This is a genomic window from Actinomadura barringtoniae (assembly GCF_017573505.1).
GTDB lineage: Bacteria > Actinomycetota > Actinomycetes > Streptosporangiales > Streptosporangiaceae > Spirillospora > Spirillospora barringtoniae.
This window is the reverse complement of sequence record NZ_JAGEOJ010000025.1, coordinates 94,827-119,400: the sequence shown is the minus strand read 5'-3', so window position 1 is coordinate 119,400 and position 24,574 is coordinate 94,827. Positions and strand designations below refer to the sequence as shown.

Here is a 24,574-nt window from a genome sequence, read left to right as displayed (position 1 = left end):
TAGCGCAGGTCACGACGGTCCCTTCTCGGCTGATGAGTCAGGCGATCGCATCGCCGAGAGCCGCGATGACATCGGCCTTCCGCGGCAGACCAGCGGCTCTGCGAACGATCCGACCGGCCTCGTCCAGGACGAGCACGGTTGGGGTGCGGATCACATTCAGGCGGCGGACCAGGTCCAGGTGCTCCTCGGCGTCGATCTCGACATGCGAGACGCCGTCCACCATCCCGGCGACCTCGCCGAGCACCCGCCGGGTGGCCCGGCAGGGCGCGCAGAACGCGCTGGAGAACTGCACGAGGGTCGCCCGCTCGCCGAGCTGCGCGCCGCCGAGATCGGCGGCCGCGAGGCTCTCGGCGGCTCCGAGGCCGTCCTCCACCTCGCCGCTCCCCTTCTCGTGCGACTTCTCGTTCAACGGCACGGCCTTAGTCAGGCGCAGCACGCCGTCACGGCGCCGCCTCATGAGGCCGAACGCCGTTGCCAGGACGATCACGACGCCCGCGACCACCGCACCAGTCATCAACAGATGAAAGTACCCGCAGGCCCGGATGATTCCCGCGGGCCCCAGATTTCCCGCTGCTCAGGCGGGGATGGTGATGAGGGGCTGGCCCTCGACCGTCACGACCTCGAACGAGAAGATCTGGCTGCGCTGGAACATCGTGGAGCCCTCGTACTCGCCGTAGCCGTGCCGGTAGGCCACCGCCCAGCTGCCCAGCATGTCCCGCTGCCCGTCGCGCGCCACCGCGTACAGGCGGCAGCGGGCGCCGTACGGGGCGCCGGACAGGTAGAGCTCGACGGCGGTGCCCCACTTCTTCTTGGTCAGCATCATCTCGGCCTCGACCTTGCCGTCGGGCGAGCTGACCCGCAGGGCCTCGGGCTTGGAGTCGATCGGGGGCTTCGGGTAGACGGTCACCGTCGGCGCGGCCTGCGGCGGCGGAGGCTTGGCCTCGTCGTTCTTCCCGCCGAGCAGCATGCCGCCGACGAGCGCGCCCGCGAGGAGGACCACCGACGCGGCGGCGGCGAGCGGCGTCCAGCTCAGCCCGCGCCCGCCCAGGACGCGTCCGAACGAACCCCTGCGCCGTTCCGACGCCGCCCGGGCGAGCAGCGAGTCCAGGAGCTCGTCGGGCGGCCCGGCGAGCTGGTCGATCTGCCCCTCCTCGACCCGGCCGAGCAGCGCGGGCATCCCGGCGAGCCCGGCGAGCTCGTCGCGGCAGGCGGGGCAGGAGGCCAGATGGGTCTCCAGCCGCCCGCGCTCGGTGGGGTCGATCGCGCCGAGGACGTACACCCCCAGCGTGTTCTTCAGTTCCGCGCACGTGGTCATGGCGCCAGCCCCCGCTCCTCCAACGCGAGTTTGAGCGCACGCAGCGCGTAATAGGTGCGGGACTTCACCGTGCCGGGAGGTATGCCCAGCTCCTTCGCGGTCTCGGCGACCGAACGGCCGCGATAGTAGGTCTCGACCAGGACCGCGCGGTGCGAGGGGCTGAGGTCGGCCAGCGCCTCGGCGACGGTCCATGACTCGAGGGCGCGGTCGATGTCGTCCGCACCCGGCGTCTGCGTGATCTGTTCGTCGATCCCCGTCTCGGGCGGCCGTGCCCGCCGTGCCCGGTGCGCGTCCACGACGAGGTTGCGCGCCACGGTGAACAGCCACGGCCGTACGGGACGTCCCGCGAGAGCCTCGGGGTGCCGCCAGGCTCGCAGCAGCGTCTCCTGGACGACGTCCTCGGCCTGCGGCCTGTCCCCTCCGGTCAGCCGTAGTACGTAACCGAGGAGGGGACCGCCGTGCTCCATGTAGAGGGCGCGAAGCAACCCCTCATCCGCGGTGGGACCCACACCTCAACCACGTACGCCGATTCGCTCCGGTTCACAAGACCGCGGAAATCTTCCGTGGGCCGCGAACACCCGTTCGCCCCCGAATCAGCCCTTCGGCGCCGGGATCAGCCCTCCGGCGCGGAATCAGCCCTTGGGCACGTCGTTCGGCAGGTCGTTCAGGCGCACGTCGCTGGCCGTGGCGCCGACCTTCAGGCCCTCGGGGGTCGGCTGGATCTCGGTGATCTTGGAGCCGACCGGCAGGTTGGCGACCGGGACGCGCCAGCTGACGAGCTGCCCCATCGCGGGCACCTGCGGCAGGCCCTCCAGGCCGCCCGAGATCGGCGTGATCACGATGCCCTTGGCGGACGGCTTGACCGACACGACCGCGCTGCCCTTCAGCGGCGTGCCCAGCAGGGCGCCGGCCAGGTCGAGCTTGAGGTTGTCGCCACTGGCGGAGATCCCCTGGACCTCCTTGGGCGCCCGCTGCTTGATCACGCTGTACGGGATCACGGCGGAGGCCGTCGCGGTCCGCGCGGTGACGTTGTCGGCGTTCCCGCCCACGACCTCCGAGAGCGGGGCCTTCACCCCGCGCATCTCGATCGTCACATCGCCCACGGTGACGCCCTGCTCGGTGTAGTTGCCGAGCTTGACGTCGATCTGGTCGTAGTCGCCCTGGATCGCCTGGGTGAGGAACGGGATCCCGTGGATGGTGACCTCGGGCTGGGTCTGCAGGTTGTACTGGGCGGCGACCTGCTTGCCGATCTCGTTCTGCGCGATCCGCACGCCGACCCGGTCGGCGACGATCACGCCCGCGACCAGCAGGATCGCGAACACCAGCAGTACTTTCCGCATGTCTCTCCTCTAGGCGACGGCGGCGATCGCCACACGATAGTGGGCCGCGTCCCCCCGCCGGGTCGCCCTGCGGATTGAGATCCCGGCGGTGCCGCATCGGTTCACGGAACGACCCCGCGGTGTGATGTCAGCCACCCGCGAAGGGCGGCAGGACCTCGACGACACCGCCCTCGGGCAGCGCCACACCGTCGTGATCGCGCGTCCCGACGGGGTCGCCGTTCACCAGGAACGAGCTTCTCGCGATCACGCGCTCGAAATCTCCGTTTCGCCCTTCTTTCAAGGCCGCGACCGCGATCGCGTCCGCCAGCGTCGCCGCGTCGTAGGGCTCCTCGGCGACGCCCGCCGCGGCCTTGGCCGCGGCCCAGTAACGGATGATTCCCTTGGCCATGGCACCAGCGTCTCATCTCCGTTGACCCGGAAACCCGCCGTAAACAGCCCATTGCCGAGATGAGGACCTCGGATATGCTCAGGGTGAGGGATCCGGGCGACGAGGCCATGGAGTTCATTCACCACCCTTCATGGTCACCTCTCCTCCCAGAGTCGGCGGCCTATGGCCGGGCTGGAGGATGAGCCGCCTGGGTCCTTGACGTCTTTAGGGCGAGGAGGCGGCACTTGAGCAGCTTGCTCTTGCTGACCAACGCGTTGGAACCGTCGGACGAGATCCTGCCCGCGCTCGGGCTGCTGCTGCACTCGGTCCGCGTCGCGCCGGCTGAGGCGTCCGCGCTGCTGGACGCGCCGCCCTCCGACGTCGTCCTGGTGGACGCGCGCCGCGACCTGGTCCAGGCCAAGAGCCTGTGCCGCCTGCTGCGCACCACCGGCCTGGACAGCCCGCTCCTCGCGGTCGTCACCGAGGGTGGCCTGGCCGCCCTGAGCCCCGAGTGGGGCCTGGACGACGTCCTGCTGCAGACCGCGGGCCCCGCCGAGGTGGAGGCCCGCCTGCGCCTGTCGGTGGGCCGCGTGTCGGTCGCCGAGGCCGAGGACGTGCCGGGCGAGATCCGCAGCGGCGAGCTGACCATCGACGAGGCCACCTACACCGCCCGCCTGCGCGGCCGGATCCTGGACCTCACCTTCAAGGAGTTCGAGCTCCTGAAGTACCTCGCCCAGCACCCGGGCCGCGTCTTCACCCGCGCGCAGCTCCTCCAGGAGGTCTGGGGCTACGACTACTTCGGCGGCACCCGCACCGTGGACGTCCACGTCCGCCGCCTGCGCGCCAAGCTCGGCGCCGAGTACGAGTCGCTCATCGGAACGGTCCGAAACGTCGGTTACCGCTTCGTCCCCGACCACCGCCCCGAAGAGTCCGAGGAGGCAGCGGCCCCCGCCCCCGCCTGAGCACCCGGCGCAGTCCCCGCGAGAACCTCAGCCCGCACGCGAGCGCGTTACCTGAGTCCCGGGCGCGACGCCGAAGGCGAGCGCCCGGGACGAAGATCGCGAAGCGATGTCGCGCTCGCACTCTTTGCGGTTCGGGGGGCCGAGCCGCTAGGCGAGGCCCCCGAGGCCGCGAAGATCAGCCGAAGCGGCCGGTGATGTAGTCCTCGGTGGCCTTCTGCTCCGGGTTGGTGAAGATCTTGCTGGTCTCGTCGATCTCGATGAGCTTGCCGGGCTTGCCGGTGCCCGCGATGTTGAAGAACGCGGTCCGGTCGCTGACACGGGCGGCCTGCTGCATGTTGTGGGTGACGATGACGATCGTGTACTGGTGCTTCAGCTTGGCGATGAGGTCCTCGATCGCCAGCGTGGAGATCGGATCCAGTGCCGAGCACGGCTCGTCCATCAGCAGCACCTGGGGCTGCACGGCGATCGCGCGGGCGATGCACAGGCGCTGCTGCTGGCCGCCGGACAGGCCCGCGCCGGGCTTGCCGAGGCGGTCCTTGACCTCGTTCCAGAGGTTGGCGCCCTGCAGCGACTCCTCGACGATCTCGTCCAGCTGCGACTTGCGGCGCACGCCGTTCAGCTTGAGGCCCGCGGCCACGTTGTCGTAGATCGACATGGTGGGGAACGGGTTGGGCCGCTGGAACACCATGCCCACGACCCGGCGGACCGCCACGGGGTCCACCGAGCTGCCGTACAGGTCCTCGTCGTCCAGCAGGACCTTGCCCTCGACGCGGGCGCCGGGGATGACCTCGTGCATCCGGTTGAGGGTGCGCAGGAACGTGGACTTGCCGCAGCCGGAGGGGCCGATGAACGCCGTCACCGAGCGCGGCTCGACCGTCATCGAGATGTCCTCGATGGCGTGGACGCCGCCGTAGTAGGCGTGCAGTCCGGAGACTTCGATCCGCTTCGCCATGGGGTTGATGCTCCTTATGGGTCTTTCGGGACGGCTCAGCGGCCGGCGAGCTTGAATCGGCGGGCGACCAACCGGGCGATCAGGTTGAGCACCATGATGATGATGATCAGCAGCAGCGCCCCGGCCCAGGCGCGGTCGTGCGCGGTCTGGTGCGGGTCGCCGATGTTGGACCAGATGAACGTGGGCAGCGATCCCTGCGGCCCGCTGAACGGGTCGTTGTTGATCACCTGCGTGTAGAAGATCGTCAGCAGCAGCGGGGCCGTCTCACCCATGACGCGGGCCACGGCGAGCATGATGCCGGTGAGGATGCCGGGCAGCGCCGTCGGCAGGATCACGAACATGATGGTCCGCCAGCGCGGGACGCCGAGCGCGTAGGAGGCCTCGCGCAGGTCGTTCGGGACGAGCTTCAGCATCTCCTCGGTGGCGCGCACCACGGTCGGGATCATCAGGATGCTGAGCGCCAGCGCGCCCGCGAAGCCGGAGTAGGTGAACTTGAAGGTCAGCAGCCACAGCGCCGCGATGAACAGGCCCGCGACGATCGACGGGATGCCCGTCATGACGTCGACGAAGAAGCTGACCGCGCGGGCCAGCCGGCCGTTCGCGCCGTACTCGATCAGGTAGATCGCGGTGAGCACCGCGATCGGCACGGCGATCAGGCTGCACAGCAGCACCTGCTCCAGGGTGCCGATCAGCGCGTGGTAGGCGCCGCCGCCGGCGTCCTTGCCCCCGATGAACTTCATCGAGTGGGTGAGGAAGGTGCCGTCCAGCCGCGCGACGCCGTTCTTGATCACCGTGTAGAGCACGGCGATCAGCGGGATCAGCGCGAGCAGGAAGGCCACGTAGACCAGGGCCTGGACGACGCGGTCCTTGATCTTGCGGCCCGTGGAGACCGACCCGAGCGTCGCCGGGCGCTTGGCGGGGGTGGTCGCGGTTGTCACACGAACTCCTTGCGGCGGGCGACGACCGCCCGGGCCGCCATGTTGACGACGAGGGTGATCACGAACAGGACGAGACCGGAGGCGATCAGCGCGCCGCGGCCGGTGTCGAGCGACTCGTTGAAGTTGCGGACGATGTTCGCCGCGAACGTGTTGCCGCCGTTCTCCAGGATGTGGATGTTGATCCCGGGGACCTGGGTCAGCACCAGCGCGACGGCGATCGTCTCGCCCATGGCGCGGCCGAGGCCGAGCATCGAGGCGCCGATCATGCCGGACCGCCCGTACGGCAGCACGGCCATCCGGATCATCTCCCAGCGGGTGGCGCCGAGCGCCAGCGCGGCCTCCATGTTGGCCTGCGGCACCTGGAGGAAGATCTCGCGCGAGATCGACGAGATGATCGGCAGGATCATGATCGCCAGCACCACGGAGGCGGTGAAGATCGAGTTCTTGCCGGGGCTGTCGCCGCCGAACAGCGGGATCCAGCCGAGGACCGAGTTCAGGCCCTTGCTCACGCCGTCCATGTGGGGCGCCAGCACGAGCACGCCCCAGAGGCCGTAGATGATGCTGGGCACCGCGGCGAGCAGGTCGACGACATAGCCCAGGCCGCTGGCGAGCCGGCGCGGCGAGTAGAACGCGATGAACAGCGCGATCCCGATCGCGACCGGGGTGGCGATGACCAGCGACAGCAGCGCCGAGACGACCGTGCCGAACGCCAGCTGCGCGATGCCGAACTTGGGCACCGTGGCGTTCGGGTCCCACGTCTCGGAGGTGAGGAAGTTCGCGTGGTTCTTCTGCAGTGCGGGGATCGCCTTCCACACCAGGAAGGCGGCGATCGCCGCCATGATGACGAGCACGAGGATGCCCGACCCGCGGGCCAGGCCCGCGAAGATCCTGTCGCCCGCGCGGCCGGTGCTCATCGGCCTTCCGGTGGCGCGGTGTTTGGCGCCGGCGGTCGCTTCGACGCCGACGCCGGTCTCGCTGGTCACGCGGCCACCTCGCCTAGCGGCTCGGAGGCCACCTCGCCCAGCGGCTCGGTCATGCGTGACCTTCGGTGCTGTGTTTGCTGGTTCGCTTCGCTCACGGCGGGTTCCTCCTCGTTCGGCTACGCGGGGCGCTGGGGCGCCGGTCGGGCCTGCGGCCCGGTCATCGGCCGGGCTGGGGACCCGGTCATCGGCCGGGCTGCCGGCCCGGTCATCGGCGGTGCCGGAACCCAGGCTTGCCCCGCCGCCGAGGTCGTCGGCGGCGGGGCTGCTGGACTCGTCGTGTCGGGTCAGGACAGTGCCTTGACCGACGCCTGGACCTTGGTCAGCACCGCGTCGGGCACCGGGGCGTAGCCGAGGTCGGTGAGGACCTTCTGGCCGTCGGCGCTCGAGGTGTAGGTCAGGAAGGACTTGACGAACTTGGACTGGTCCGCCGGGAGGCCCTTCTCGCAGGCGATCTCGTAGGTCACCAGGACGATCGGGTAGGCGCCCGCCTCCTTGGTGGCGTAGTCGATCTTCAGCGCGAGGTCGTTGCCGGTGCCGACGATCTTGGCGCCGGTGACGGTCTTGGAGGCGCTGTCGGCCGACAGCTTGGTGTACTCACCGGCGCCGTTCTTGACGTCGGCGGTCTGCAGGTTGTTCGAGCTGGCGTACGACATCTCCACGTAGGAGATCGAGCCGTCGGTGCTCTTGACCTGGTTCACGATGCCGTCGGACTTCTGCACGCCCTGGCCCACCGGGTTCGGCCACTTCTTGGCCTTCTCCCACGTCCACGCCGCGGGGGCGGTCGTGTGCAGGTAGTTGGTGAAGTTCTCGGTCGTGCCCGACTCGTCGCCGCGGTAGACCGTGCTGATCTTGGAGCTCGGCAGCTTGGCGCCGGAGTTCTCCTTGGCGATCGCGGGATCGTTCCAGGTCTTGATCTTGCCCGCGAAGATGTTCGCGATCGTCTCCGGCGACAGCTTCAGGCCGTCGACGCCCTTGACGTTGTAGACGACGGCGATCGGGCCGACGACCATCGGGAGGTTCAGGGCGTTGTTGCCCTGGCAGCGGGTCTTGGCCGCGGTGACCTCTTCGGGCTTCAGCGCCGAGTCAGAGCCCGCGAAGGAGACCTGGCCGGAGGTGAAGCTCTTGATACCCGCGCCCGAGCCGTTGCCCGGGTAGTTCAGGTTCGCCCCGGAGCACTTGGTGGAGTACTGCTTCGTCCACTCCTCGATGGCGTTCTTCTGCGCGCTCGACCCGTCCGCGTTCACCGTGGACTTCGCGCAGTCGATATTGCCGGTCGGGGCGTTACTCGCGCTCGTGCCCGAGTTGTCGTCGCTCCCGCAGGCAGTCAGGGCGAGAGCGCCCGCGACGACCACTCCGCCCAGGGCGGCCAGCCGAGATCCGTTCTTCACCGGAGGGTCTCCTCTTAGTCGTAAGGGCGGCGGCCCGACCGGGGGTTGTGCTGGCACCATGCGTCCAGGGTGGCGGGCTCGCCGTCGAGAGCGACGCTAAGCAGGGGAGATGTCCACTCACCCTGATCTAGGTGAACGGAGCATGAACCCGACTGGGCAGAGCCAGTAAGAATGTCTCGCTTTGGCATGGACGGTGGGTTAACACCGCAGGTCACAAGCCTCTAAACGGCCTACATACAGGGCATTTCAGGCATCTGTCGATGCCCCGTACATCACGTCGACGGCGTGCCTGGTGAAGCCGAGCGACTCGTACAGCTTCACGGCGGAGACGTTGGATTCGTCCACGTAGAGGAGGATCTGCGGGACCCCCTTGGACTGGAGGAACCGCAGGCCCGCGAGGGTGAGCGTGCGCCCGAGCCCCAGGCCCTGGGAGGCCGGATCCACGCCCACGACGTACACCTCGCCGAAGCCGTCCGGGTGGATCTTGGTCCAGTGGAAGCCGAGGAGGTTTCCGTCGCGTTCACTTTCGGCGAGGAAGAGGCCCCTCGGGTCGAACCAGCGCTCGTTCTCCCGCTGCAGCACGTCGGTGATCGTCCAGGCGCCCTGCTCGGGGTGATCGGCGAACGCGCGCCGGTTGACCTCCAGCCACGCGTCCTCGTCCTGACCGACCCTGAACGTACGGAGGGCCACGCCGTCGGCGACCTTCATGTCGGGGAGCGGATCGGCGGCAGGGCGGCGCATCTGGAAGAGGGCACGGACGCGTTCCATGCCCTCGGCCTCGGCCAGCGCGGCCGCGGCGGGCAGATCCCCGTGCGCCCAGACGCGGAACGGGCCGTTCGCTTCAGTAAGGAGCGCCCTCAGCAGGGTTCGGCCGTGGCCTCGGCGGCGCTTGTCGGGGTGAACGACCAACTCCCCCGCCGCGCTCTCTTCTTCTGTGGCCGGATCGAAGTGGGCGTACGCGACGAGTTCGCCGTCATTCCCGGGCTCGCCGTTCTCCCCGTTCTCGCGCAGGACCAGGCCGCGCGCCGCGCCGCCGCCGTTGCGCAGCCAGAGCCGCGACGCCTCCGACAGCGGGCCGACCCCGTCGGCCGCGGTCGCGGCGTCGACGAGGGCCGCGATCTCGTCCGCCTCGGCAGCCGGGACGGGAGATTCCGCGGAACGCACCTGCACGTCAGCCATGATCCCCACCCTAGGGGCAACGACCGGGCCCCCGGCACTGGTCAAACCGTCATGGAAACGTCATTTGGCCGTCCGGAAACGTGATGACCGGCCGTCCTAGAGTGCCGGGATGACTCGACGACGCATCACCCTGGCCTGCGCCGCGGTGGGGCTGGCGGTGGTGGGCCTGGCGGCCCAGCCCGCCGCGGCCACGCCGGGCAAGGCCGGTAAGCCAGGCAAGCACCCCGCGCGGACGGCGACCGTACGCCTGCTGTCGCTGAACGACTTCCACGGCAACCTCGAGCCGCCCACCGGCAGCTCGGGCACGGCCATCGACGAGAACGGCAAGTCCGTTCCGGCGGGCGGCGCGGCCTACGTGGCGGCCCACCTGAAGCAGCTGCGCGACAAGAACACCCTGACGGTGGCGCAGGGCGACCTCATCGGCGCGTCGCCGCTGATCTCGGCCGCCTACCACGACGAGCCGTCGGTGCAGTTCCTGGGCGACGTGGGCGTCACGGCCTCGGCCGTCGGCAACCACGAGTTCGACGAGGGCTACAAGGAACTGCAGCGGATCCAGAACGGCGGCTGCCACCCGACGGACGGCTGCTCCCCCGCGGGCAAGTGGAAGGGCGCCAAGTTCGACTACCTCGCGGCGAACGTCCTCAAGGAGAAGAAGAACAAGCCGATCCTGAAGCCCTGGACGATCCGCAAGATCAACGGCGTGAGGATCGGCTTCATCGGCGTCGTCACCAAGACCACGCCGAGCATCGTCACCGCGGACGGCATCAAGGGCCTGAAGTTCGAGGACGAGGTCAAGGCCGCCAACCGGTCGGCCAAGGAGCTGAAGCGCCGCGGCGTGCACGCGATGGTGCTGCTGGTGCACGAGGGCGACCAGGTCCCCGCCGGGCAGAAGCCCGACGACTGCAACGTGATCGCCGGCGCCGGCACCCGGATCGCCAAGGACGCCGACCCCGACATCGACATGGTGCTGGCGGGCCACACCCACCAGCAGTACGTCTGCTCGGTCCCCGACCCCAAGGGCAACCCGCGCTTCTACTCCTCGGGCTCCTCGTTCGGCCGGGTCATCACGCAGATCGACTTCCAGGTCGACAAGCGCACCGACGACATCGTGCGCTCCTCGGTGAAGGGCGACAACCACGTCGTCACCCGCGACGTGGCGCCGGACCCGGCGACCGAGAAGTTCGTGCAGACCTGGAAGGACCGGGTCGCCACGATCGCCAACAAGCCGATCGGCAAGATCACGGCCGACCTGAACCGCACCCCGTCCGCCGCAGGTGAGACCACGCTCGGCGACGTCATCGCCGACGCGCAGCTGGCGAGCATGAAGGACAAGGGCGCGCAGGTCGCGGTCATGAACCCCGGCGGCGTCCGGACCGACCTGATCTACAAGGCGAGCGGTTCCGAGGGCGACGGCGTGGTGACCTACGGCGAGTCGTTCGCCGTCCAGCCGTTCAGCAACGTGATGGGCGTGACCTCGCTGACCGGGGCGCAGCTCGACAAGCTGCTCGAGCAGCAGTGGACCTCGGCGGGCGAGAAGATCCTGCAGCCGTCCTCGACGCTGCACTTCACGATCGACCGCTCGAAGGCGATCGGCGACCGCGTCTCGAACATCACCGTCGACGGCAAGGCCGTGGACCCGGCCGCCACCTACAAGGTCGCGGCGAACAACTTCCTGCTCGGCGGCGGTGACGGCTTCGCCGCGTTCACCGAGGGCAAGGACCAGGTCCTCGGCCCGATCGACCTGGACGCCTTCGTCGCCTACATGGGCACCGCGTCCCCGGTCGCGCCGCCCGCGCTCGACCGCATCAGCGGCAGGTAGTCCAACACGCCGATCTTGCTCTCAGCGCCCTCCCACGCACCTCGCAGGGGCGCTGAGAGCAAGATCGGCGTTTTCAGGCGGGTGGGCGGTGGGTGGCGTGCTCGGTCAGCTCCAGCTCGATGAACGCGCCGATCATCGCCCGCCAGACCGACTCGGCGACCTCGGGGGCCAGGCCCGCCGCCTCGGCGCGCTCCCGCGCCAGCGCGACGACCTTCGCCACCCGGTCCGGCGCCCGTACGGCCTGCTCGTCGGTCTTGAACGCCGCGGCGGCGCGCACCAGGCCCTGGCGCTCGGCGAGCAGCGCGATCAGGTCGCCGTCGATGGCGTCGATGCGCGAACGGACCTCGGTGAGCGATGTCGGCTGATCCATGCCGAGATCATCCCATTCGTCGAGTACCGAATCCGTCAGGCGCCGAACGCGTGGACCAGCCAGTAGACGACGGCCGCGACCAGGGCCGCGGCGGGCATGGTGAGGATCCAGGCGACCACGATGTTGCCGGCGACGCCCCAGCGGACCGCGGACAGCCGCTTGGTCGCGCCGACACCCATGATCGCCGAGGTGATCGTGTGGGTGGTCGAAATTGGAGCGTGCCAGATGTAGGCGGCCGCATAGAGGACCACCGAGGCGGTCGCCTCGGCGGCGAACCCCTTCGGGGGATCGAGCTCGATCACCTTGCGGCCGAGCGTCCGCATGATGCGCCACCCGCCCGCGTACGTGCCGAGCGACAGCGCGCCCGCACACGACAGGATCACCCAGAGCGGGACGCCCTCGCCGTCGGAGTGCCCGGTCGTGACCAGGGCGAGCACGATGATGCCCATGGTCTTCTGCGCGTCCTGCAGGCCGTGCCCGAGCGCCATGGAGGCGGCCGAGAGCGTCTGCGCGATGCGGAAGCGGCGGCTGACCTTGCCCGGGTGCGCCCGGCGGAAGATCCACAGGATGGCGATCATCACCAGGTACGCCAGCACGAAGCCGACGATCGGCGACACCACCATCGGGACGGCCACCTTGTCGACGACCGTCTGCCAGTGCACGAGCGAGGCCGAGGCCAGGCCCGCGCCGACGACGCCGCCGATCAGCGCGTGCGACGAGGACGAGGGCAGGCCGAAGAACCAGGTGATGAGGTTCCAGGTGATCGCGCCGAGCACGCCCGCCGCGACCACGGTCAGGCCGTGCAGCCCGTCCGGCGGCTCGATGACCTCGCTGATGGTCTTGGCGACCTCGGTGCCGAGCAGCGCGCCGACCATGTTCATCACGGCGGCCATCAGCAGCGCGGCGCGCGGCGTCAGGGCCCGGGTGGACACCGACGTGGCGATCGCGTTGGCGGCATCGTGGAAGCCGTTGGTGTAGTCGAAGACCAGCGAGACGATGACGACCAGGATCAGCACCGCGATCTGGGCGTCCGACCGGACCCCGATCGCGCCGAGCACGATCACCAGGGCGAGACCGGCCGGCATCAGCAGCCAGAACTTGCTCGGTCCCCGCCGGGCCTGTTCGGCCAGCGAAGGATCCGCCCCGGGCGCGACGTCCTTGGTGAGGGTCGCGCCCGCGTCGGAGGGCTCGCTCATGATTCCTTGACCGCGATCGTCTCGACGGTGTTGGCCACGTGCTCGAAGGCGTCCGCGGCCTCCTCGAGGCGATCGATGATCTGCTTCAGCTTGAGCACGGTCAGCGTGTCGTACTCGCCGCTGAACAGCGTGGCCAGGAGCTTGCGATAGACCTGGTCACCCTGGTTCTCCAGGCGGTTGACCTCGATCCAGTACTCGTTCAGCTCCTTCATCGAGCGCAGCCTCGGCATCGCCTCGGCGGTCAGCTCGGCGGCACGCTCCAGGACCTCGACCATGTGGACGATGCCCTTGGGGAACTCGTCGATCTTGTAGAGCACGACGAGGTCCGCGAACTCCTCCATCTCGTCCATCACGTCGTCGAGCGTCGAGGCCAGCCGATAGATGTCCTCGCGGTCGAACGGGGTGATGAACGTTTCGTTCAACCGGCGCATGATCGCGTGAGTGCATTCGTCGCCCGCATGCTCGCAGGCGCGCATCTTCTCCGCGATCGCTTCCCGGTCAGCACCGTCGCTGATGAGCTCCACGAGCAGCCTGGCGCCAGTGACCAGGTTGTTCGCCGAGTCGGCGAACATGTCGTAAAAGCTGTCCTCACGCGGCGTGAGACGCAAGCGCACGTCGTTCTCCTGAAATGCCGGAACAGTCCGCAGAGGATCGTAGGCGCAACCAGCCGTAAAAAGAACCTTTGCCCCAGCTTCGGCCGCCGTCCTCCGTCCTCTCACTTACAAGGTTGCCCTAGATCAAGAAGCGCACACCCCCGACACACGCCCCGATCTGCGAAGACACGCCCTAGGCTCGGTCACCCGAACCCACTACGGAGAGCGATCAGGACGATGAGTGAGATTCGTTACAGCGTGCCCGGAATCAGCTGCGCGCACTGCGTCAACGCGATCAACGGCGAGGTCGGACGGGTGTCCGGCGTGCGGAACGTGGCCGTCGATGTGGACGCCAAGATGGTCACGGTGCGTGGCGACGGCCTCGACGACGCCGCACTGCGCGCCGCGATCGACGAAGCGGGCTACGAAATCGCCGGATGATTTCCGAAATGTGGCACCGGTCGGGAAGCGCGATCGGTCAATAAAAAACACCCCGGGATCGATCCCGAGGCGTGCACTGAAGCGGGTCGGTGTGCGGACCGGTGTGGGTTGCGCGGACCGGTGTGGGTTGCGCGGACCGGTGTGGGTTGCGCCGGGGCCGCTCGTGCGGTCCCCGGCGCGGTGTTCGTCGGCTAATCTTGCGGCGCTAGCTCGCGACGACCGGCTTCGCTCTGACGTACGCCGAGCACCATGTCGATCTCAGCGATGGTCAGCGGCCGCTCGGCCGATGCCACCGCACTGAGCATCTCGGCATAGAGTTCGATCTCGTCCAGCGCAACACGGTCGTGGACGCGCAGGTCGAGATTCTGCTGGCGCACCGCGTCCACCTCCGTTCGTTCCCCACACCCAATGACGAGGCTACGCTTCGGACGGCCGAAGGGGCATGACCCAAGAGGGCCATTCGAGGGCCACTCCATCCCTCACCCTCATGGCTACTTCCCGCCACCGCGCTAGGGGCACCGGGCCTATACCAATCGGGCCTCATCCACCGGGACTCTCATGACGAGCCTTCCCGGGTTTTGACCGCTTCATGCCGGAACGACCTGGCCTTTCTGCCGTTCTCAGCGGTCCGTCGGCGACCTCTCAGCGGCCTTGGTGAAAGTCGCCCAGCATCTGTTCCAGCGGTGATTCGGGCAGGTCCCGGGCGGTCAGGCGGGCCACCGTGGCGGCGTTGACGTCCGCGCCCGCGAGCCTGGCGGCCTGCCGGGCGACGGTCTGCTCGAAGAGCCCGCGGATCGTCCTGGCGTACGCGAAGGCCGGGTCCTGCCGCATCCGGGCGAAGCGGGACAGCAGCTCCACGCGGAGCTCCTCGTCGAGCATGTACAGGTCGCGTTCGGCGTAGTCCTGGAAGAGCCGCACCAGGTCGCGGTCGCCCATCCCCTCGAACTCCAGCACCCGGCCCATCTCGGCGCGGAACGCGGGGTTGCCCGACAGGAAGCCCTCCATCTCGGCCCCCGGGCTCGAGCAGATGATCACGAAGCGGTCGGCGCGTTCCTCCATCTGGTCGAGCAGCTCGCGCACCACGTCGGGGCTGCGGTCCAGGCGGTACGCCTCCTGGATCAGCAGTACGCCGCCCAGTGCCTGGTCGACCATGCCCGCGACGCGGCCCTCGGTGTCGAGCTGGTCGCGGCCCGCCAGGTGAACCGGGCGGCACGCCACCACGTGCCCCGAGTCGAGCAGGCCGAGCGCCGCGTAGATGCCGCCGAGCAGGGTCGCGACCGTCGTCTTGCCGGTGCCGGGCGGGCCTGTGAAGACCAGGTGCCGCGAACCGCTCTCCACGCCGTAGCGGGCACGGTCGGCGGCCAGCCGCGCTTCCTCGATCAGCTCCCGTACGGCGGCCTTGACGCCGGTGAGCCCGCTCAGCCCGTCGAGGCGGCGCAGGTAGCCGTCGATGTCGCCGGGCGGGCGCAGCGCGGGCTCGATGCTCTCGGCGACCCCGGAGAGGTCGTCGGGGGTGAGCACCAGCCGGTCCCTGGACGCTCCGGCGCGTTCGAGCGAACGCTGGCAGGCCTTGTCGAGGTAGGTCTCCACCAGGCGCGCGTTGACCAGGTCGCCGGGACCGCGCAGCCGCGCCAGGTCCTCGCGGGCGACCTCCAGGGCCGCGTTGGCGAGCGTGACGCGGCGTTCGTCGGCCAGCAGGTGCAGCAGCGTCATGCGGTCGTCGAGCTCGGTGAGGTCGGGCATCCGGTAGACCCGGAAGATCTCGGTGAGCCGCGGATGGTCCTTGGCCAGGCGCTTGAACGCGCGGGGCTCGCAGGTGGCGATCAGCAGGTTGCCCGCCGACGGGTCGCGCCGCGCGCGCCGCACGGCGGCCGCGGACGCCACCGGGTCGGCCGCCGTCGTGACCGCCACGTCCAGGCGTTCGAAGAGGACCACGCCGCCTGCGCCGGGGCCGTTCGGCTGCTGCGCGGCGGAACCGAGGATCCTGGCGATGCCCTCCGCGGGCGCCTCCCGGACGTCATCGGCGTCGGCGGCGCGGATGGACCCGTCGCCGAGCCCCGCGTCGGCGGCGGTGAGCGCGATCATGCGGGCCAGCCGGCGCTGCCCGGTGTGCGGGCCGCCGACCAGCAGGATGCTCGGCACGCCCATCGCCGACGGCCGCCCGTCGACCCGGGTGGCCTCGATGTCGTCCTCGCCGGGGACGTGCCAGCTCTCGATGCGCCCGCGCAGATCGTCCAGCAGCTCCCCCGCGTCCTGGGAGCCGGAGACCAGGCTGATGCCGTACCGCTCCAGCACGCGGCGGTCCACGCTTTCCTGAGGCGGCGGGATCTCGTGAATGGGGGTGTCGGGCGAGGGCGTGTGGTCGAGGAAGTCGAAGTCGCCGACCATGGTCTCGGACATGATCCGCGTACCGCCGCCGGGAGGCGCGCCGCCTCCGCCTGCGCCGCCGGGCTGGTCGCCGTCCACGCCGCCGGGGGGCATGATGCGCGTGCCGGGCGGGCCCTGCTGCTGAGGCGCCGGGGGAACGGGCTGTCCCTGAGGGCGCCTCTTGCCTGCCCCCTCGTCGAAGCGGGTGGCGTAGGGATCGACCGGCTTCTCAGGCTCCGGCGGAACGGGAGCGGGCTGCCCGAACTGAGCCTGCTGGGCGGCCTGAGGCTGGGGCTGCGGCTGCGGCGGCTGGCCGGGAGGCTGCGGCGGCTGGCCGGGAGGCTGCGGCGGCTGGCCGGGAGGCTGGGGCGGCTGGCCGGGAGGCTGCTGCTGAGGGGGCTGGCCTTGGGGCTGCGGGGGTCCGCCTTGAAAACCCGCCGGTGGGGCACCTGCGGGCTGGAAACCCAGCTCGGTGTAGGGCGGGGCGTAGTGCTCCGACTCCGGCTGCTCCTCGGCAGGGACTGCCGCCGCGCCAGGCGGGACAGGGGCCTGGGGCGGGGCCGGGACGCCGGGCGGTGGCTGCTGGGCCGCGTACGGCTGAGGAGGTTGGCCCGGCTGGCCAGGCGGAGGCGGCGGAACGGGCGAGGCGGCCTGGACGGGGGCGGGAGGCGCGCCGCCCGGGCGCTGGAAGCCCAGCTCGGTGTAGGGAGGGGCGTAGTTCTCCCCCTCCTGCTCCTCAGCGGACGGTTGCGCTGCCGCCGCCGCGGGAGGGGGCGGCGGCTGGGCCTGGTTGAAGCCGTGCGGTCCGCCCGCGCCCGGCTGAGCGGGCGGCTGTACGTACGGCTGGCCGGGCGGCTCGGGCATCCCCATGGGCTGCGGCGGCGCCCCGGGTTTCAGGCCCGGCTGGCTCTGCGAGCTGAGCGGCGTCTGATGCTGGGCGTACGCGGGGGCGGCGGGCGCCGCGCCGGTCGAGCCGGCGGCGGCCGTGGCCCGTGCGCGCTCGCGGCCGATGAGTTCGGCGATGACGGCCGTGGGGACCGGGAAGCCGCGCGGCCTGGCGGGCATCCCGGCGAGGCGGCACCAGGCCAGGTCCACCTCGTACGTGGCGGCGAGCACGCGTTCGGCGGCGTCTCCCTGGGCCAGCGCGGCCCGCAACGGGTCAGGCAGCCGCTGGTCCGTGGGCCACAGGCGGCGCAGCGGATGTCCTGCCTGGCTCCCGACCGCCTGAACGGTGTAGCGGATCTCCGGGTCGAGCCAGGGGACGATGTTGGCCGCCATCTCCTTGCGTACGACGTCCAGGTCGGCGGCCACCAGCGCGGCCGCCACCAGCCGGGGCTCGATGTAGGCGGGGTCGGCCGGGTCTCCGGCGAGGTCGCCGATCACCTCGGCCAGGCTGTAGTAGGCGTGGCGGAAGTTGTCCCCGGGCGAACTCTCGTTCCGCAGCGCGGGCACCAGGTGCGGCGGGCAGCGCGTCAGCCACTGCTGCACGAGGGCCTGGTCTCCATAAGGAAGCGCGCCGTAGTCCACCGTCGGGTTGCTGAGGGTGGCGCTGAGCATCTCCAGCAGGGCGTCGGCCCGCACCTGGAAGCGCGGGTCCTCGCGCAGAACGCTCGCCACCGCCCACATGGTCCGCAGTACGACCACGGCGGCGTCGACCCTGCTCGCCCTGAGCCGTTCGGCATAAAGGCCGACCAGGGCCTCCAGCGGCGGCGGGGTCAGCCAGCGCGGGCCGTCCACATCCGGCAGCGGCTTGGCCTTGTAGGGCTTCCAGAGGTCGAGCATCTGCCCGTCGAGCCGCGAGTCGAAGGCGGGGGCGCTGCAGCACCAGAGCATGACGCCCCACGAGACCGCGACGGTCGAGGGCGTCTCGGGGGTGAACTGCGACCACCAGTGCGGGTATTCGGAGGTCGGCAGGGCGGCGGCCGACTCGACGGTCGAACGGACGTTGTACGTCAGGTCCGTCGCGAACCCGTGCCCCACGAAGGGAAGCGAGATGGGCGGCGAGTAGGAGAAGTCCGGCCCGGCGGGCACGACGTGCGGCGGCAGGGCCGGGACCTGCCCGCTGCCGTGCTGGGCGGGCCGGGCGGCCATGCGCACGGCCGGGGAAAGCGGAGGCGGGCAGAGGTACCACTGGCCGTCTGAGGGATGCAGGCGGTACCAGCGCGCCCATGCTCCGAACAGCCACCACGTGCCGTCGGGCAGCATGAGCATGCGCCCGCCGATGGCGTGCTGGCGCTGTTGTGGAGGCGCCGACGCCCACCAGCCCGCGGCCACCATCGCCCTCGTATCGTGCTCGGCCGCCGAGAATGGATCCTGCCCCGTCGGGGGGCTGGGCGGCGGAGCACTGCCATAGCCCGGTCCCCACACCACATGGTCATCGTAGTGCGGGCGACGGGCCCGTGGGTCAGCACCGGGTGGCTCTGGGTCAGCGCGGGGTGGCCGTGAGGGTGGCCGTGAGGGCGGCCGCGGGGCGGCGCGGGGGGCCCTGAGGGTGGCGGCGGGTCAGTGCCAGGTGGCCGAACGGTGCCGCTGGGCCTTCTTCACATACACCTCGTAGGTGTGCGCCAGGACAAGGCGATCATCGTCGTTCAACTCCCGTACGACCTTGCCTGGGGAGCCCTTAACCAGAACGCCGGCGGGAATCTGCTTACCGGGCGGGATGAGCGCACCGGCGGCGATAAGCGTCCCGGCACCGATACGGGCGCCGTTCAGAACGATGGCACCGATTCCGATGAGCGAGCCCGTCTCCACGTGCGCACCGTGCACCATGGCCTTGTGGCCCAAGCTGACCCTGTCCTCCAGTACGGCGGGCGTTCCGGGGTCGGCGTGCAGGCAGCAAAGATCCTGGACGTTGCACTCGTTCCCGACAATGATCTCTTCGTCGTCGCCGCGCAGTACCGAGCCGTACCAAATGCTGGAATCGCGGCCGAGCGTGACCTTGCCCACCACGACCGCGCCGGGCGCGACCCAGGCGTCGGGGTGGATGCGCGGCTCGTCCGGGCCCAGGGCCCCCACGTAACTCTCGCTGCTCATAGGGGCGATCGTAGGCCCCGTCGTGCGGGGGAGCCCGCGGCGGGCCTGCCCCCGTGGACAGGATGCGGAAGAGGCGGCTCGGCGCGGCTGCCGCCGCGCACGACGGGTGCCTACCGAAAAGGACGCACAACCCACCCGGGCAGGTTGCGCGCCGCGACGACATTGACGCGAAATTTCCTAAGATTGGACAACTTGCCGACCCGCCCCAGGTTAAGAAATGGCAGCAACAACGAGCGTTCCGGTTGCGCGAATGGGGTGGACCGGACAAGAGTCAACCCTGACGTTTCCCGGCTGTCTCCTGACCCCTGACGGGGTGATCAACCTCGTCCATGACCCCCCAAGGCATCATGAACAACGAAGCAGAAATCCTGCCGAACCTCCTTCGCGAGGAATCCTTCGAGATCGTCATGCGCGGCTACAACCGCCGCCAGGTCGACGAGTTCATCGCCCGCAGCCAGAACCAGATCCGTGAACTCGAGGCCCGGCTCGCCCGCGCTCTCGACGATGTGGAACGCACCCGTCGCGAGATGGCCGAGGTCCGGGAGGCGCGCAAGCCGACCGGTGACGACCTGAGCGACCGGCTCCGCCAGATCATCAACCTGGCCGAGGACGAGGCCAAGGACAAGGTGGCCGAGGCCGAGGCCAAGGGCGGCCAGATCCGCAAGGACGCCGAGAACGAGTCCAAGCGCATCGTGGACGAGGCCCGTGAGCGCGCGGGCGACGATCTGGCCCAGGCCAAGCAGAAGGCCGACCAGGTGCTGGCCTCCGCCAAGAAGGAGTCCGACAGCGTTCTGACCGCCGCCAAGCAGGAGGCCGAGCAGACCGTCACGAGCGCCCGCCTCGAGGCCGAGCGCACCCTGACGGCCTCCGAGCGGCGCGCCAGCGTCATCAACGAGGGCGCGACGACCCGGCTGACCCAGCTCACCAAGAACCACACGCAGTCCCTGCAGCGGCTGACCGAGATCAGCGAGACGCTGAACCGCCTGCTCAAGGCCGAGAACGACGCCGGCCCGCTGGAGAAGATGGTCGAGGACGCGGTGAAGGCGCCGAGCGCGCCCGGCCCGCGCAAGCCGCAGGCCCCCGCCGGCCCGCCGCCCGTCGCCTCCCGGCCCTCGGCGCCGTCGATGCCGTCCGCCCCGTCGTCTCCGTCCTCCCCGTCGGGGCCGTCGGCTCCGGCCGTTCCGTCCACGCCGAAGCCGGCTCCGGCCCAGGCCCCGATGGCGCCGCACGCGCCGTCGCACGGTCCCGGGCTGGAGAAGCACGAGGCCGACACCGGCCCGATCGAGCCGCAGGTTCCGCCGCAGGCCAAGCCGCCGGTGGACTCCGAGGGCCCGTCCATCCCGCCGCAGTCCGGCCCCGCGGGCGACCCCAGCTGACCTCGGACCGCCGCGGGCGGGTTCAGGAGATCAACGGGCGCACGGTGTCTCCGCCACCAGGCTTCGGCCGGGGTGGCGGAGACACCGTGTTCGGTTATTAGGATCTTTGGCATGGGCAAGGCTGCACGCGAGGCGGGAGAGGCGCGCGAGGCGCGTCACCCGCGCGACACCAAGCGGGGAAACCGGGGCGGAACGGTCCGCCCCATCAGAACGCTGGGCGACCCGGTGCTCCGCACCGAGTGCGACCCGGTGCGCACCTTCGACGAGGCGCTCGAACGGCTCATCGACGACATGTTCGTCACGATGTACGAGGCGGAGGGCGCGGGCCTGGCCGCCAACCAGATCGGCGTCTCGCAGCAGATCTTCGTCTACGACTGCAACGACGACGAGGGCCGCCGCCACGTGGGCCACGTGGTCAACCCGGTGCTCGTCGCGGCGGACGGGGAGATGCTGATCGAGGCCGAGGGCTGCCTGTCGCTGCCCGGCAAGCGCTACGACACTCCCCGGCACGCGCACGCCGTCGTCGAGGGCGTCGACCTCAAGGGCAAGCCGATCCGCGTCGAGGGCACCGGCTACTTCGCCCGCTGCCTGCAGCACGAGTGCGGCCACCTGGCGGGCAAGGTCTACATCGACGTTCTGTCGGGCGAACAGCGCCGCGAGGCCATGCGAGCCATCCGGGCCGCCGACGGCTGAACGGTGGCGCCGGCCGCGGGTCAGTCCCAGCGGTTTGAACGCTGGCGCTTCACGCTGGAACGGCGCTTCTTGCTCTCCAGGCGGCGCTCGTTGATGCCGCGCGGGATCTTCTTGGGGATGCGCTTCTTCGGGGGCGGGGCCGTGGCGTCGGCCATGATCGAGGCGAGGCGGGCGCGGGCGGCGTCACGGTTGCGCTGCTGGGAGCGGTACTCCTCGGCGCGGATCGTGAGCACACCGCGGACGAGGCGGCCCGACAGGCGTTCCAGCGCACGCCCGCGCAGGTTGTCCGGGACGGACGGGGAGCCGGCCACGTCGAAGGACAGCTCGGCGGCCGTCGCGCTGGTGTTCACGTGCTGCCCGCCCGGCCCCGAGGATCTGGAGAATCGCCAGCTGAGCTCGGACTCCGGGATGGAGAACGAGCCGCGGACATGGATCTCGGCGGGCATGCCCTGATTATCCCCGCCCGCCGTCGATCATGTCTCCTCGATTTTCGGCGGTGCCCGGTCGGCGTGACTTTGAAGCAAGTACTTACTTACAATGATCGCCATGACCGACGGACTGTTCAGGGACGGCGACCTCATCCGGCTCGTCACCCGCGAGGGCGTGCTCATCGCGGCGGGCGGGGCGGCGTCCCTCCTCCAGACGGCCCACCCCAAGGTGGCGCAGGGCGTGTACGACCACAGCTACACGGCCGACAACCCGCTGCGGCGCCTGCAGAACACCATGGGCTGGCTGTACGCGGTGCAGTTCGGCACGCGCGACGAGGCCGAACGCTTCAGCGCACTCGTACGCAAGGGCCACGAGCAGATCACCGGGCCCGGCTACGAGGCGAACGACCCGGAGCTGCAGGTCTGGGTCGCGGCGACGCTGTTCGCGGTGGCGGCGCAGTTCTACCAGGAGCTGTTCCGGCGGCGTTTCAGCGATGCCGAGCTGGACGAGCTCTACCAGCAGACCAAGGTCTACGCGACGATCCTCGGCTGCCCCGAGGACCGGATGCCCGCCGCCTATCCCGACTTCCGCGTCTACTACGCGGAGATGGTCCAGAGCCTGAAGATCACCGACGCGTCCCGTGCGATCGCCGACCAGGTCCTGAACCCGAAGCTGCCCACCGGCCCGCTCGGCGCGCCCGGCCTGGCGATGGTGCGGCTGCTCACGGCCGGGCTGATGCCCGCGCCGATCCGCGAGCAGTACGGCTGGACCTGGGACCGCGCCCGGCAGCGGCGCTTCCGGCTCCTGATGACCGCCCTGGCCGCCGTCTACCCGCGGCTGCCGTCGCGCGTACGGACGTTCCCGCGCGAGTACTACCTGATGACCACGCGCCGGACGCTCGCCAAGCTCTCTGCTCAGCGCGACCCGGTCCTGACGGTGAAGACGCCGCGCAAGCCGGCCTGACGCCCTCGTCCTGCGCGCCCGCCGCGTTCGTCCTGGAAAGGCGACGCGGCCGCGGCGTCTCCAACCCCCATTGGAGACGGCCACGGCCGCACCTTCCCTCGAGCCGACCCCCGGGAACTGGCCCCTCAACCAGATTTTCCCTTTCGACTCGTCTACCACCGGAGGCCCGCGCCGACCGCCCGCTCCCCCCAGAGCGCTGTCCGGCGCCCGGCCTCCGGTGAGCTCTATGTCATCCGGCCGACCCCTGGATGATCTTCTCGGCGACCTTCTTGGCGTCGTTGACCGGGATCGCGAAGCCGACGCCGATGCTGCCGGAGTTCTGGCCCGAGGTCGCGATCGCGGTGTTGATGCCGATCAGCTGCCCGGCGCCGTTCACCAGCGCGCCGCCGGAGTTGCCCGGGTTGATCGCCGCGTCGGTCTGGATGGCGTTCTTGATCACCGCGGACTCCTGCTCGGTGACCTGGCCGCGCAGCCCCGGCGGGAGCTGCTGGTCCTGGCCGCCGCCGTCGTCGCCGGAGTCGCCCTCGTTGATCTCACGGCCGAGCGCGCTCACGATGCCGGAGGTCACCGACCCGTCCAGCCCGAGCGGGCTGCCGATCGCCAGGACCTGGTCGCCCACGGCGAGCGCGCTGCTGTCGCCGAGCGTCACGGGCTTCAGCCCGGACACGCCCTGCGCCTGGATCACGGCGATGTCGTTGGCGGTGCTGGAACCGAGCAGCTTGGCGCTCGCGGTCTTGCCGTCGCTGAACTTCACGGTGAGCTGCTGGGCGTTCGCCACCACGTGCGCGTTGGTCATGATGACGCCGTCGGAGCGCAGGATCACGCCGGACCCGGTGGCCCCGCCCGTCCCCGTCCGTGCCTGGATGGACACCACGCTCGGCTGGACCGCCGCGGCGACCTGGGCCGTCGTGCCGCCCTTGGTGGACGCCCCGGAGACCGCGGTCGGGCTGCCGTACACGGTGTTGGTGCCCGACAGCGCGGTCGCGGCGACCGCACCGACGCCGCCCGCGCCCACGGCGAGCGCGGCGGCCGCGCCGACCGCGGCGAGCTTGCGGCGCATGGTCCACCAGGCGGAGCTGCCGAACGCCGGTGCCTGCTGCGGAGGCGTTCCCCAGCCTCCGTCGTGGCCTGCGGCTCCAGCCGCGGGTGCTCCGAACGCGGCGTACGGCGGCTGCGGCATGCCCTGAGGCCGCCCGCCACCCTGCGGGCCACCGCCCGGGAACGGGTGCGTGCCATGCGGCGCCTGAGCGCCCTGCGGTCCAGGTCCGTGCGCGCCAAGCGGCGGCTGCACACCCTGCGGGCCCTGCGGCGGCTGCCCGGGGCCCTGCGGCCCCTGCGAAACCTGCGGTGCCTGCGGCGCGTGCGGACCCTGCGGTGCCTGCGCGCTCTGCGGCGGCATGCCGGCGCCCTGCGGCGACGGCGTGCCGTGCGGCTGCGCGGCGGCGTGGGGCGGCTGCGGCGCCGTCCACGGCTGTGACGTGTCGGGCGTACGCCCCTGTCCCTGCTCCTGCCGCGGCTGCTCCCCGTGCGGGGCGAAGCCGGGACGCTCGTTGCCCTCGGTTCCGTTCGGCTGCTCGGCGCTCACTCTGACCCCCTGTTTGGCTTAGTCAGGATGAGAATGTCCAACGCGTCTGCAACGGACCTGGACTGAACCTGAAAGTCACCTGAACGCGCTCCCCGGCCCAACACGAAGGCCGTGAACGGGCTCCGTTCACGGCCTCTTCGTGACGTTGGCACAGGGCGCGCACCCCCAGTTCACCGGTCCGGCGCCCCAGGGGGCGCCCTGTGCGAACCAGCCAAGCGGACGTACCTGAATGAAACCTGGATCAATTCTCAAGCTTCGCCAAGAGATCCTGGGAACATCCCCAGG

The 24,574-nt window shown here is 70.4% G+C and carries 24 protein-coding genes; 6 read left to right on the top strand and 18 right to left on the bottom strand.

Annotation, left to right across the window (positions count from 1 at the left end; genetic code table 11):
- Positions 1–37: 37 nt before the first annotated feature.
- The 5 genes from J4573_RS44905 to J4573_RS44885 all read right to left on the bottom strand — a co-directional run bounded on the left by J4573_RS44905 (position 38) and on the right by J4573_RS44885 (position 3,043).
- Positions 38–514, bottom strand: a complete 477-nt coding sequence (locus tag J4573_RS44905) for a TlpA family protein disulfide reductase (RefSeq protein WP_243774615.1) — start codon at positions 512–514, stop codon at positions 38–40.
- Positions 515–574: 60 nt separating this feature from the next.
- Positions 575–1,315, bottom strand: a complete 741-nt coding sequence (locus J4573_RS44900) for an anti-sigma factor family protein (RefSeq protein ID WP_208262487.1) — start codon at positions 1,313–1,315, stop codon at positions 575–577.
- Positions 1,312–1,824, bottom strand: coding sequence for a sigma-70 family RNA polymerase sigma factor (locus J4573_RS44895; RefSeq protein WP_307797432.1), 513 nt, complete (start codon positions 1,822–1,824; stop codon positions 1,312–1,314). Before J4573_RS44895 ends, J4573_RS44900 begins: the two co-directional genes overlap by 4 nt.
- Before the next feature lie 123 nt (positions 1,825–1,947).
- Positions 1,948–2,655 (bottom strand): LmeA family phospholipid-binding protein, encoded by a 708-nt coding sequence (locus J4573_RS44890; RefSeq protein ID WP_208262486.1) that lies wholly within the window; start codon positions 2,653–2,655, stop codon positions 1,948–1,950.
- A gap of 127 nt (positions 2,656–2,782) precedes the next feature.
- The gene (locus tag J4573_RS44885) at positions 2,783–3,043 is read right to left on the bottom strand and encodes a MoaD/ThiS family protein (RefSeq protein ID WP_208262485.1); all 261 of its coding nucleotides are present in this window, start codon (positions 3,041–3,043) and stop codon (positions 2,783–2,785) included.
- Between the two features lie 224 nt (positions 3,044–3,267).
- Between J4573_RS44885 and J4573_RS44880 the strand changes: the two genes are divergently transcribed.
- Positions 3,268–3,984, top strand: coding sequence for a winged helix-turn-helix transcriptional regulator (locus J4573_RS44880; RefSeq protein ID WP_208262484.1), 717 nt, complete (start codon positions 3,268–3,270; stop codon positions 3,982–3,984).
- 175 nt (positions 3,985–4,159) lie between these two features.
- Here the strand turns inward: J4573_RS44880 and pstB are convergent, their stop codons facing one another.
- The 5 genes from pstB to mshD all read right to left on the bottom strand — a co-directional run bounded on the left by pstB (position 4,160) and on the right by mshD (position 9,424).
- On the bottom strand, positions 4,160–4,936 hold the full coding sequence (gene pstB / locus J4573_RS44875; protein ID WP_208262483.1) for a phosphate ABC transporter ATP-binding protein PstB: 777 nt from the start codon (positions 4,934–4,936) through the stop codon (positions 4,160–4,162).
- Positions 4,937–4,971: 35 nt separating this feature from the next.
- Positions 4,972–5,874, bottom strand: a complete 903-nt coding sequence (gene pstA / locus J4573_RS44870; protein ID WP_208262482.1) for a phosphate ABC transporter permease PstA — start codon at positions 5,872–5,874, stop codon at positions 4,972–4,974.
- A complete protein-coding gene (gene pstC, locus J4573_RS44865; RefSeq protein ID WP_307797430.1) occupies positions 5,871–6,857 on the bottom strand; it encodes a phosphate ABC transporter permease subunit PstC in 987 nt (328 codons plus the stop codon). The genes pstA and pstC overlap by 4 nt, the downstream gene beginning before the upstream one ends.
- Before the next feature lie 284 nt (positions 6,858–7,141).
- Positions 7,142–8,245 carry a phosphate ABC transporter substrate-binding protein PstS gene (gene pstS, locus J4573_RS44860; protein ID WP_208262481.1) on the bottom strand — a complete coding sequence of 368 codons (1,104 nt, stop codon included), beginning with the start codon at positions 8,243–8,245 and terminating at the stop codon, positions 7,142–7,144.
- A 246-nt stretch (positions 8,246–8,491) separates the two neighbouring features.
- On the bottom strand, positions 8,492–9,424 hold the full coding sequence (gene mshD, locus J4573_RS44855; protein WP_208262480.1) for a mycothiol synthase: 933 nt from the start codon (positions 9,422–9,424) through the stop codon (positions 8,492–8,494).
- Between the two features lie 109 nt (positions 9,425–9,533).
- On the opposite strand from mshD, the gene J4573_RS44850 reads away from it, so the two are divergent.
- Positions 9,534–11,243, top strand: a complete 1,710-nt coding sequence (locus tag J4573_RS44850) for a bifunctional metallophosphatase/5'-nucleotidase (RefSeq protein WP_208262479.1) — start codon at positions 9,534–9,536, stop codon at positions 11,241–11,243.
- A 73-nt stretch (positions 11,244–11,316) separates the two neighbouring features.
- Here the strand turns inward: J4573_RS44850 and J4573_RS44845 are convergent, their stop codons facing one another.
- The 3 genes from J4573_RS44845 to J4573_RS44835 are packed head-to-tail and all read right to left on the bottom strand — an operon-like array spanning position 11,317 to position 13,423.
- On the bottom strand, positions 11,317–11,613 hold the full coding sequence (locus tag J4573_RS44845) for a chorismate mutase (protein WP_208262478.1): 297 nt from the start codon (positions 11,611–11,613) through the stop codon (positions 11,317–11,319).
- A 35-nt stretch (positions 11,614–11,648) separates the two neighbouring features.
- Positions 11,649–12,809 carry an inorganic phosphate transporter gene (locus J4573_RS44840; RefSeq protein WP_243774613.1) on the bottom strand — a complete coding sequence of 387 codons (1,161 nt, stop codon included), beginning with the start codon at positions 12,807–12,809 and terminating at the stop codon, positions 11,649–11,651.
- The gene (locus J4573_RS44835) at positions 12,806–13,423 is read right to left on the bottom strand and encodes a DUF47 domain-containing protein (RefSeq protein ID WP_208262477.1); all 618 of its coding nucleotides are present in this window, start codon (positions 13,421–13,423) and stop codon (positions 12,806–12,808) included. Before J4573_RS44835 ends, J4573_RS44840 begins: the two co-directional genes overlap by 4 nt.
- A gap of 216 nt (positions 13,424–13,639) precedes the next feature.
- Here J4573_RS44835 and J4573_RS44830 point away from each other — a divergent pair, with 216 nt between their 5' ends.
- Positions 13,640–13,843, top strand: a complete 204-nt coding sequence (locus J4573_RS44830; RefSeq protein ID WP_208262476.1) for a heavy-metal-associated domain-containing protein — start codon at positions 13,640–13,642, stop codon at positions 13,841–13,843.
- Between the two features lie 191 nt (positions 13,844–14,034).
- Here J4573_RS44830 and J4573_RS44825 read toward each other — a convergent pair whose 3' ends face one another.
- From J4573_RS44825 to J4573_RS44815, 3 genes are all read right to left on the bottom strand, one after another.
- The gene (locus J4573_RS44825) at positions 14,035–14,229 is read right to left on the bottom strand and encodes a hypothetical protein (protein WP_243774645.1); all 195 of its coding nucleotides are present in this window, start codon (positions 14,227–14,229) and stop codon (positions 14,035–14,037) included.
- Positions 14,230–14,485: 256 nt separating this feature from the next.
- Positions 14,486–18,487, bottom strand: a complete 4,002-nt coding sequence (locus J4573_RS55730; protein WP_208262475.1) for an AAA family ATPase — start codon at positions 18,485–18,487, stop codon at positions 14,486–14,488.
- Between the two features lie 225 nt (positions 18,488–18,712).
- A complete protein-coding gene (locus J4573_RS44815) occupies positions 18,713–19,243 on the bottom strand; it encodes a gamma carbonic anhydrase family protein (RefSeq protein WP_208262474.1) in 531 nt (176 codons plus the stop codon).
- Between the two features lie 347 nt (positions 19,244–19,590).
- On the opposite strand from J4573_RS44815, the gene J4573_RS44810 reads away from it, so the two are divergent.
- Together J4573_RS44810 and def are read left to right on the top strand one after the other, a co-directional pair.
- Complete coding sequence (locus J4573_RS44810; RefSeq protein ID WP_208262473.1) at positions 19,591–20,619, top strand: DivIVA domain-containing protein; 1,029 nt, start codon at positions 19,591–19,593, stop codon at positions 20,617–20,619.
- Between the two features lie 111 nt (positions 20,620–20,730).
- Complete coding sequence (def, locus tag J4573_RS44805) at positions 20,731–21,312, top strand: peptide deformylase (RefSeq protein ID WP_208262472.1); 582 nt, start codon at positions 20,731–20,733, stop codon at positions 21,310–21,312.
- A 20-nt stretch (positions 21,313–21,332) separates the two neighbouring features.
- Here def and arfB read toward each other — a convergent pair whose 3' ends face one another.
- Positions 21,333–21,758 carry an alternative ribosome rescue aminoacyl-tRNA hydrolase ArfB gene (gene arfB / locus J4573_RS44800; RefSeq protein WP_208262471.1) on the bottom strand — a complete coding sequence of 142 codons (426 nt, stop codon included), beginning with the start codon at positions 21,756–21,758 and terminating at the stop codon, positions 21,333–21,335.
- Positions 21,759–21,858: 100 nt separating this feature from the next.
- Here arfB and J4573_RS44795 point away from each other — a divergent pair, with 100 nt between their 5' ends.
- Positions 21,859–22,704 (top strand): oxygenase MpaB family protein, encoded by an 846-nt coding sequence (locus J4573_RS44795; RefSeq protein ID WP_208262470.1) that lies wholly within the window; start codon positions 21,859–21,861, stop codon positions 22,702–22,704.
- Positions 22,705–22,933: 229 nt separating this feature from the next.
- On the opposite strand, the gene J4573_RS44790 is transcribed toward J4573_RS44795, so the two are convergent.
- The gene (locus J4573_RS44790; RefSeq protein ID WP_307797429.1) at positions 22,934–24,289 is read right to left on the bottom strand and encodes a trypsin-like peptidase domain-containing protein; all 1,356 of its coding nucleotides are present in this window, start codon (positions 24,287–24,289) and stop codon (positions 22,934–22,936) included.
- Between the last annotated feature and the right edge of the window lie 285 nt (positions 24,290–24,574).

Coding starts and splice junctions, on each gene's coding strand:
- J4573_RS44815 (WP_208262474.1), bottom strand. CDS start 19,243: ATGAGCAGCGAGAGTTACGTGGGGGCCCTGGGCCCGGACGAGCCGCGC.
- J4573_RS44830 (WP_208262476.1), top strand. CDS start 13,640: ATGAGTGAGATTCGTTACAGCGTGCCCGGAATCAGCTGCGCGCACTGC.
- arfB (WP_208262471.1), bottom strand. CDS start 21,758: ATGCCCGCCGAGATCCATGTCCGCGGCTCGTTCTCCATCCCGGAGTCC.
- J4573_RS44795 (WP_208262470.1), top strand. CDS start 21,859: ATGACCGACGGACTGTTCAGGGACGGCGACCTCATCCGGCTCGTCACC.
- J4573_RS44840 (WP_243774613.1), bottom strand. CDS start 12,809: ATGAGCGAGCCCTCCGACGCGGGCGCGACCCTCACCAAGGACGTCGCG.
- J4573_RS44810 (WP_208262473.1), top strand. CDS start 19,591: ATGAACAACGAAGCAGAAATCCTGCCGAACCTCCTTCGCGAGGAATCC.
- mshD (WP_208262480.1), bottom strand. CDS start 9,424: ATGGCTGACGTGCAGGTGCGTTCCGCGGAATCTCCCGTCCCGGCTGCC.
- pstB (WP_208262483.1), bottom strand. CDS start 4,936: ATGGCGAAGCGGATCGAAGTCTCCGGACTGCACGCCTACTACGGCGGC.
- J4573_RS44850 (WP_208262479.1), top strand. CDS start 9,534: ATGACTCGACGACGCATCACCCTGGCCTGCGCCGCGGTGGGGCTGGCG.
- J4573_RS44890 (WP_208262486.1), bottom strand. CDS start 2,655: ATGCGGAAAGTACTGCTGGTGTTCGCGATCCTGCTGGTCGCGGGCGTG.
- J4573_RS44900 (WP_208262487.1), bottom strand. CDS start 1,315: ATGACCACGTGCGCGGAACTGAAGAACACGCTGGGGGTGTACGTCCTC.
- J4573_RS44885 (WP_208262485.1), bottom strand. CDS start 3,043: ATGGCCAAGGGAATCATCCGTTACTGGGCCGCGGCCAAGGCCGCGGCG.
- J4573_RS44905 (WP_243774615.1), bottom strand. CDS start 514: ATGACTGGTGCGGTGGTCGCGGGCGTCGTGATCGTCCTGGCAACGGCG.
- J4573_RS44845 (WP_208262478.1), bottom strand. CDS start 11,613: ATGGATCAGCCGACATCGCTCACCGAGGTCCGTTCGCGCATCGACGCC.
- J4573_RS55730 (WP_208262475.1), bottom strand. CDS start 18,487: ATGGTGGCCGCGGGCTGGTGGGCGTCGGCGCCTCCACAACAGCGCCAG.
- def (WP_208262472.1), top strand. CDS start 20,731: ATGGGCAAGGCTGCACGCGAGGCGGGAGAGGCGCGCGAGGCGCGTCAC.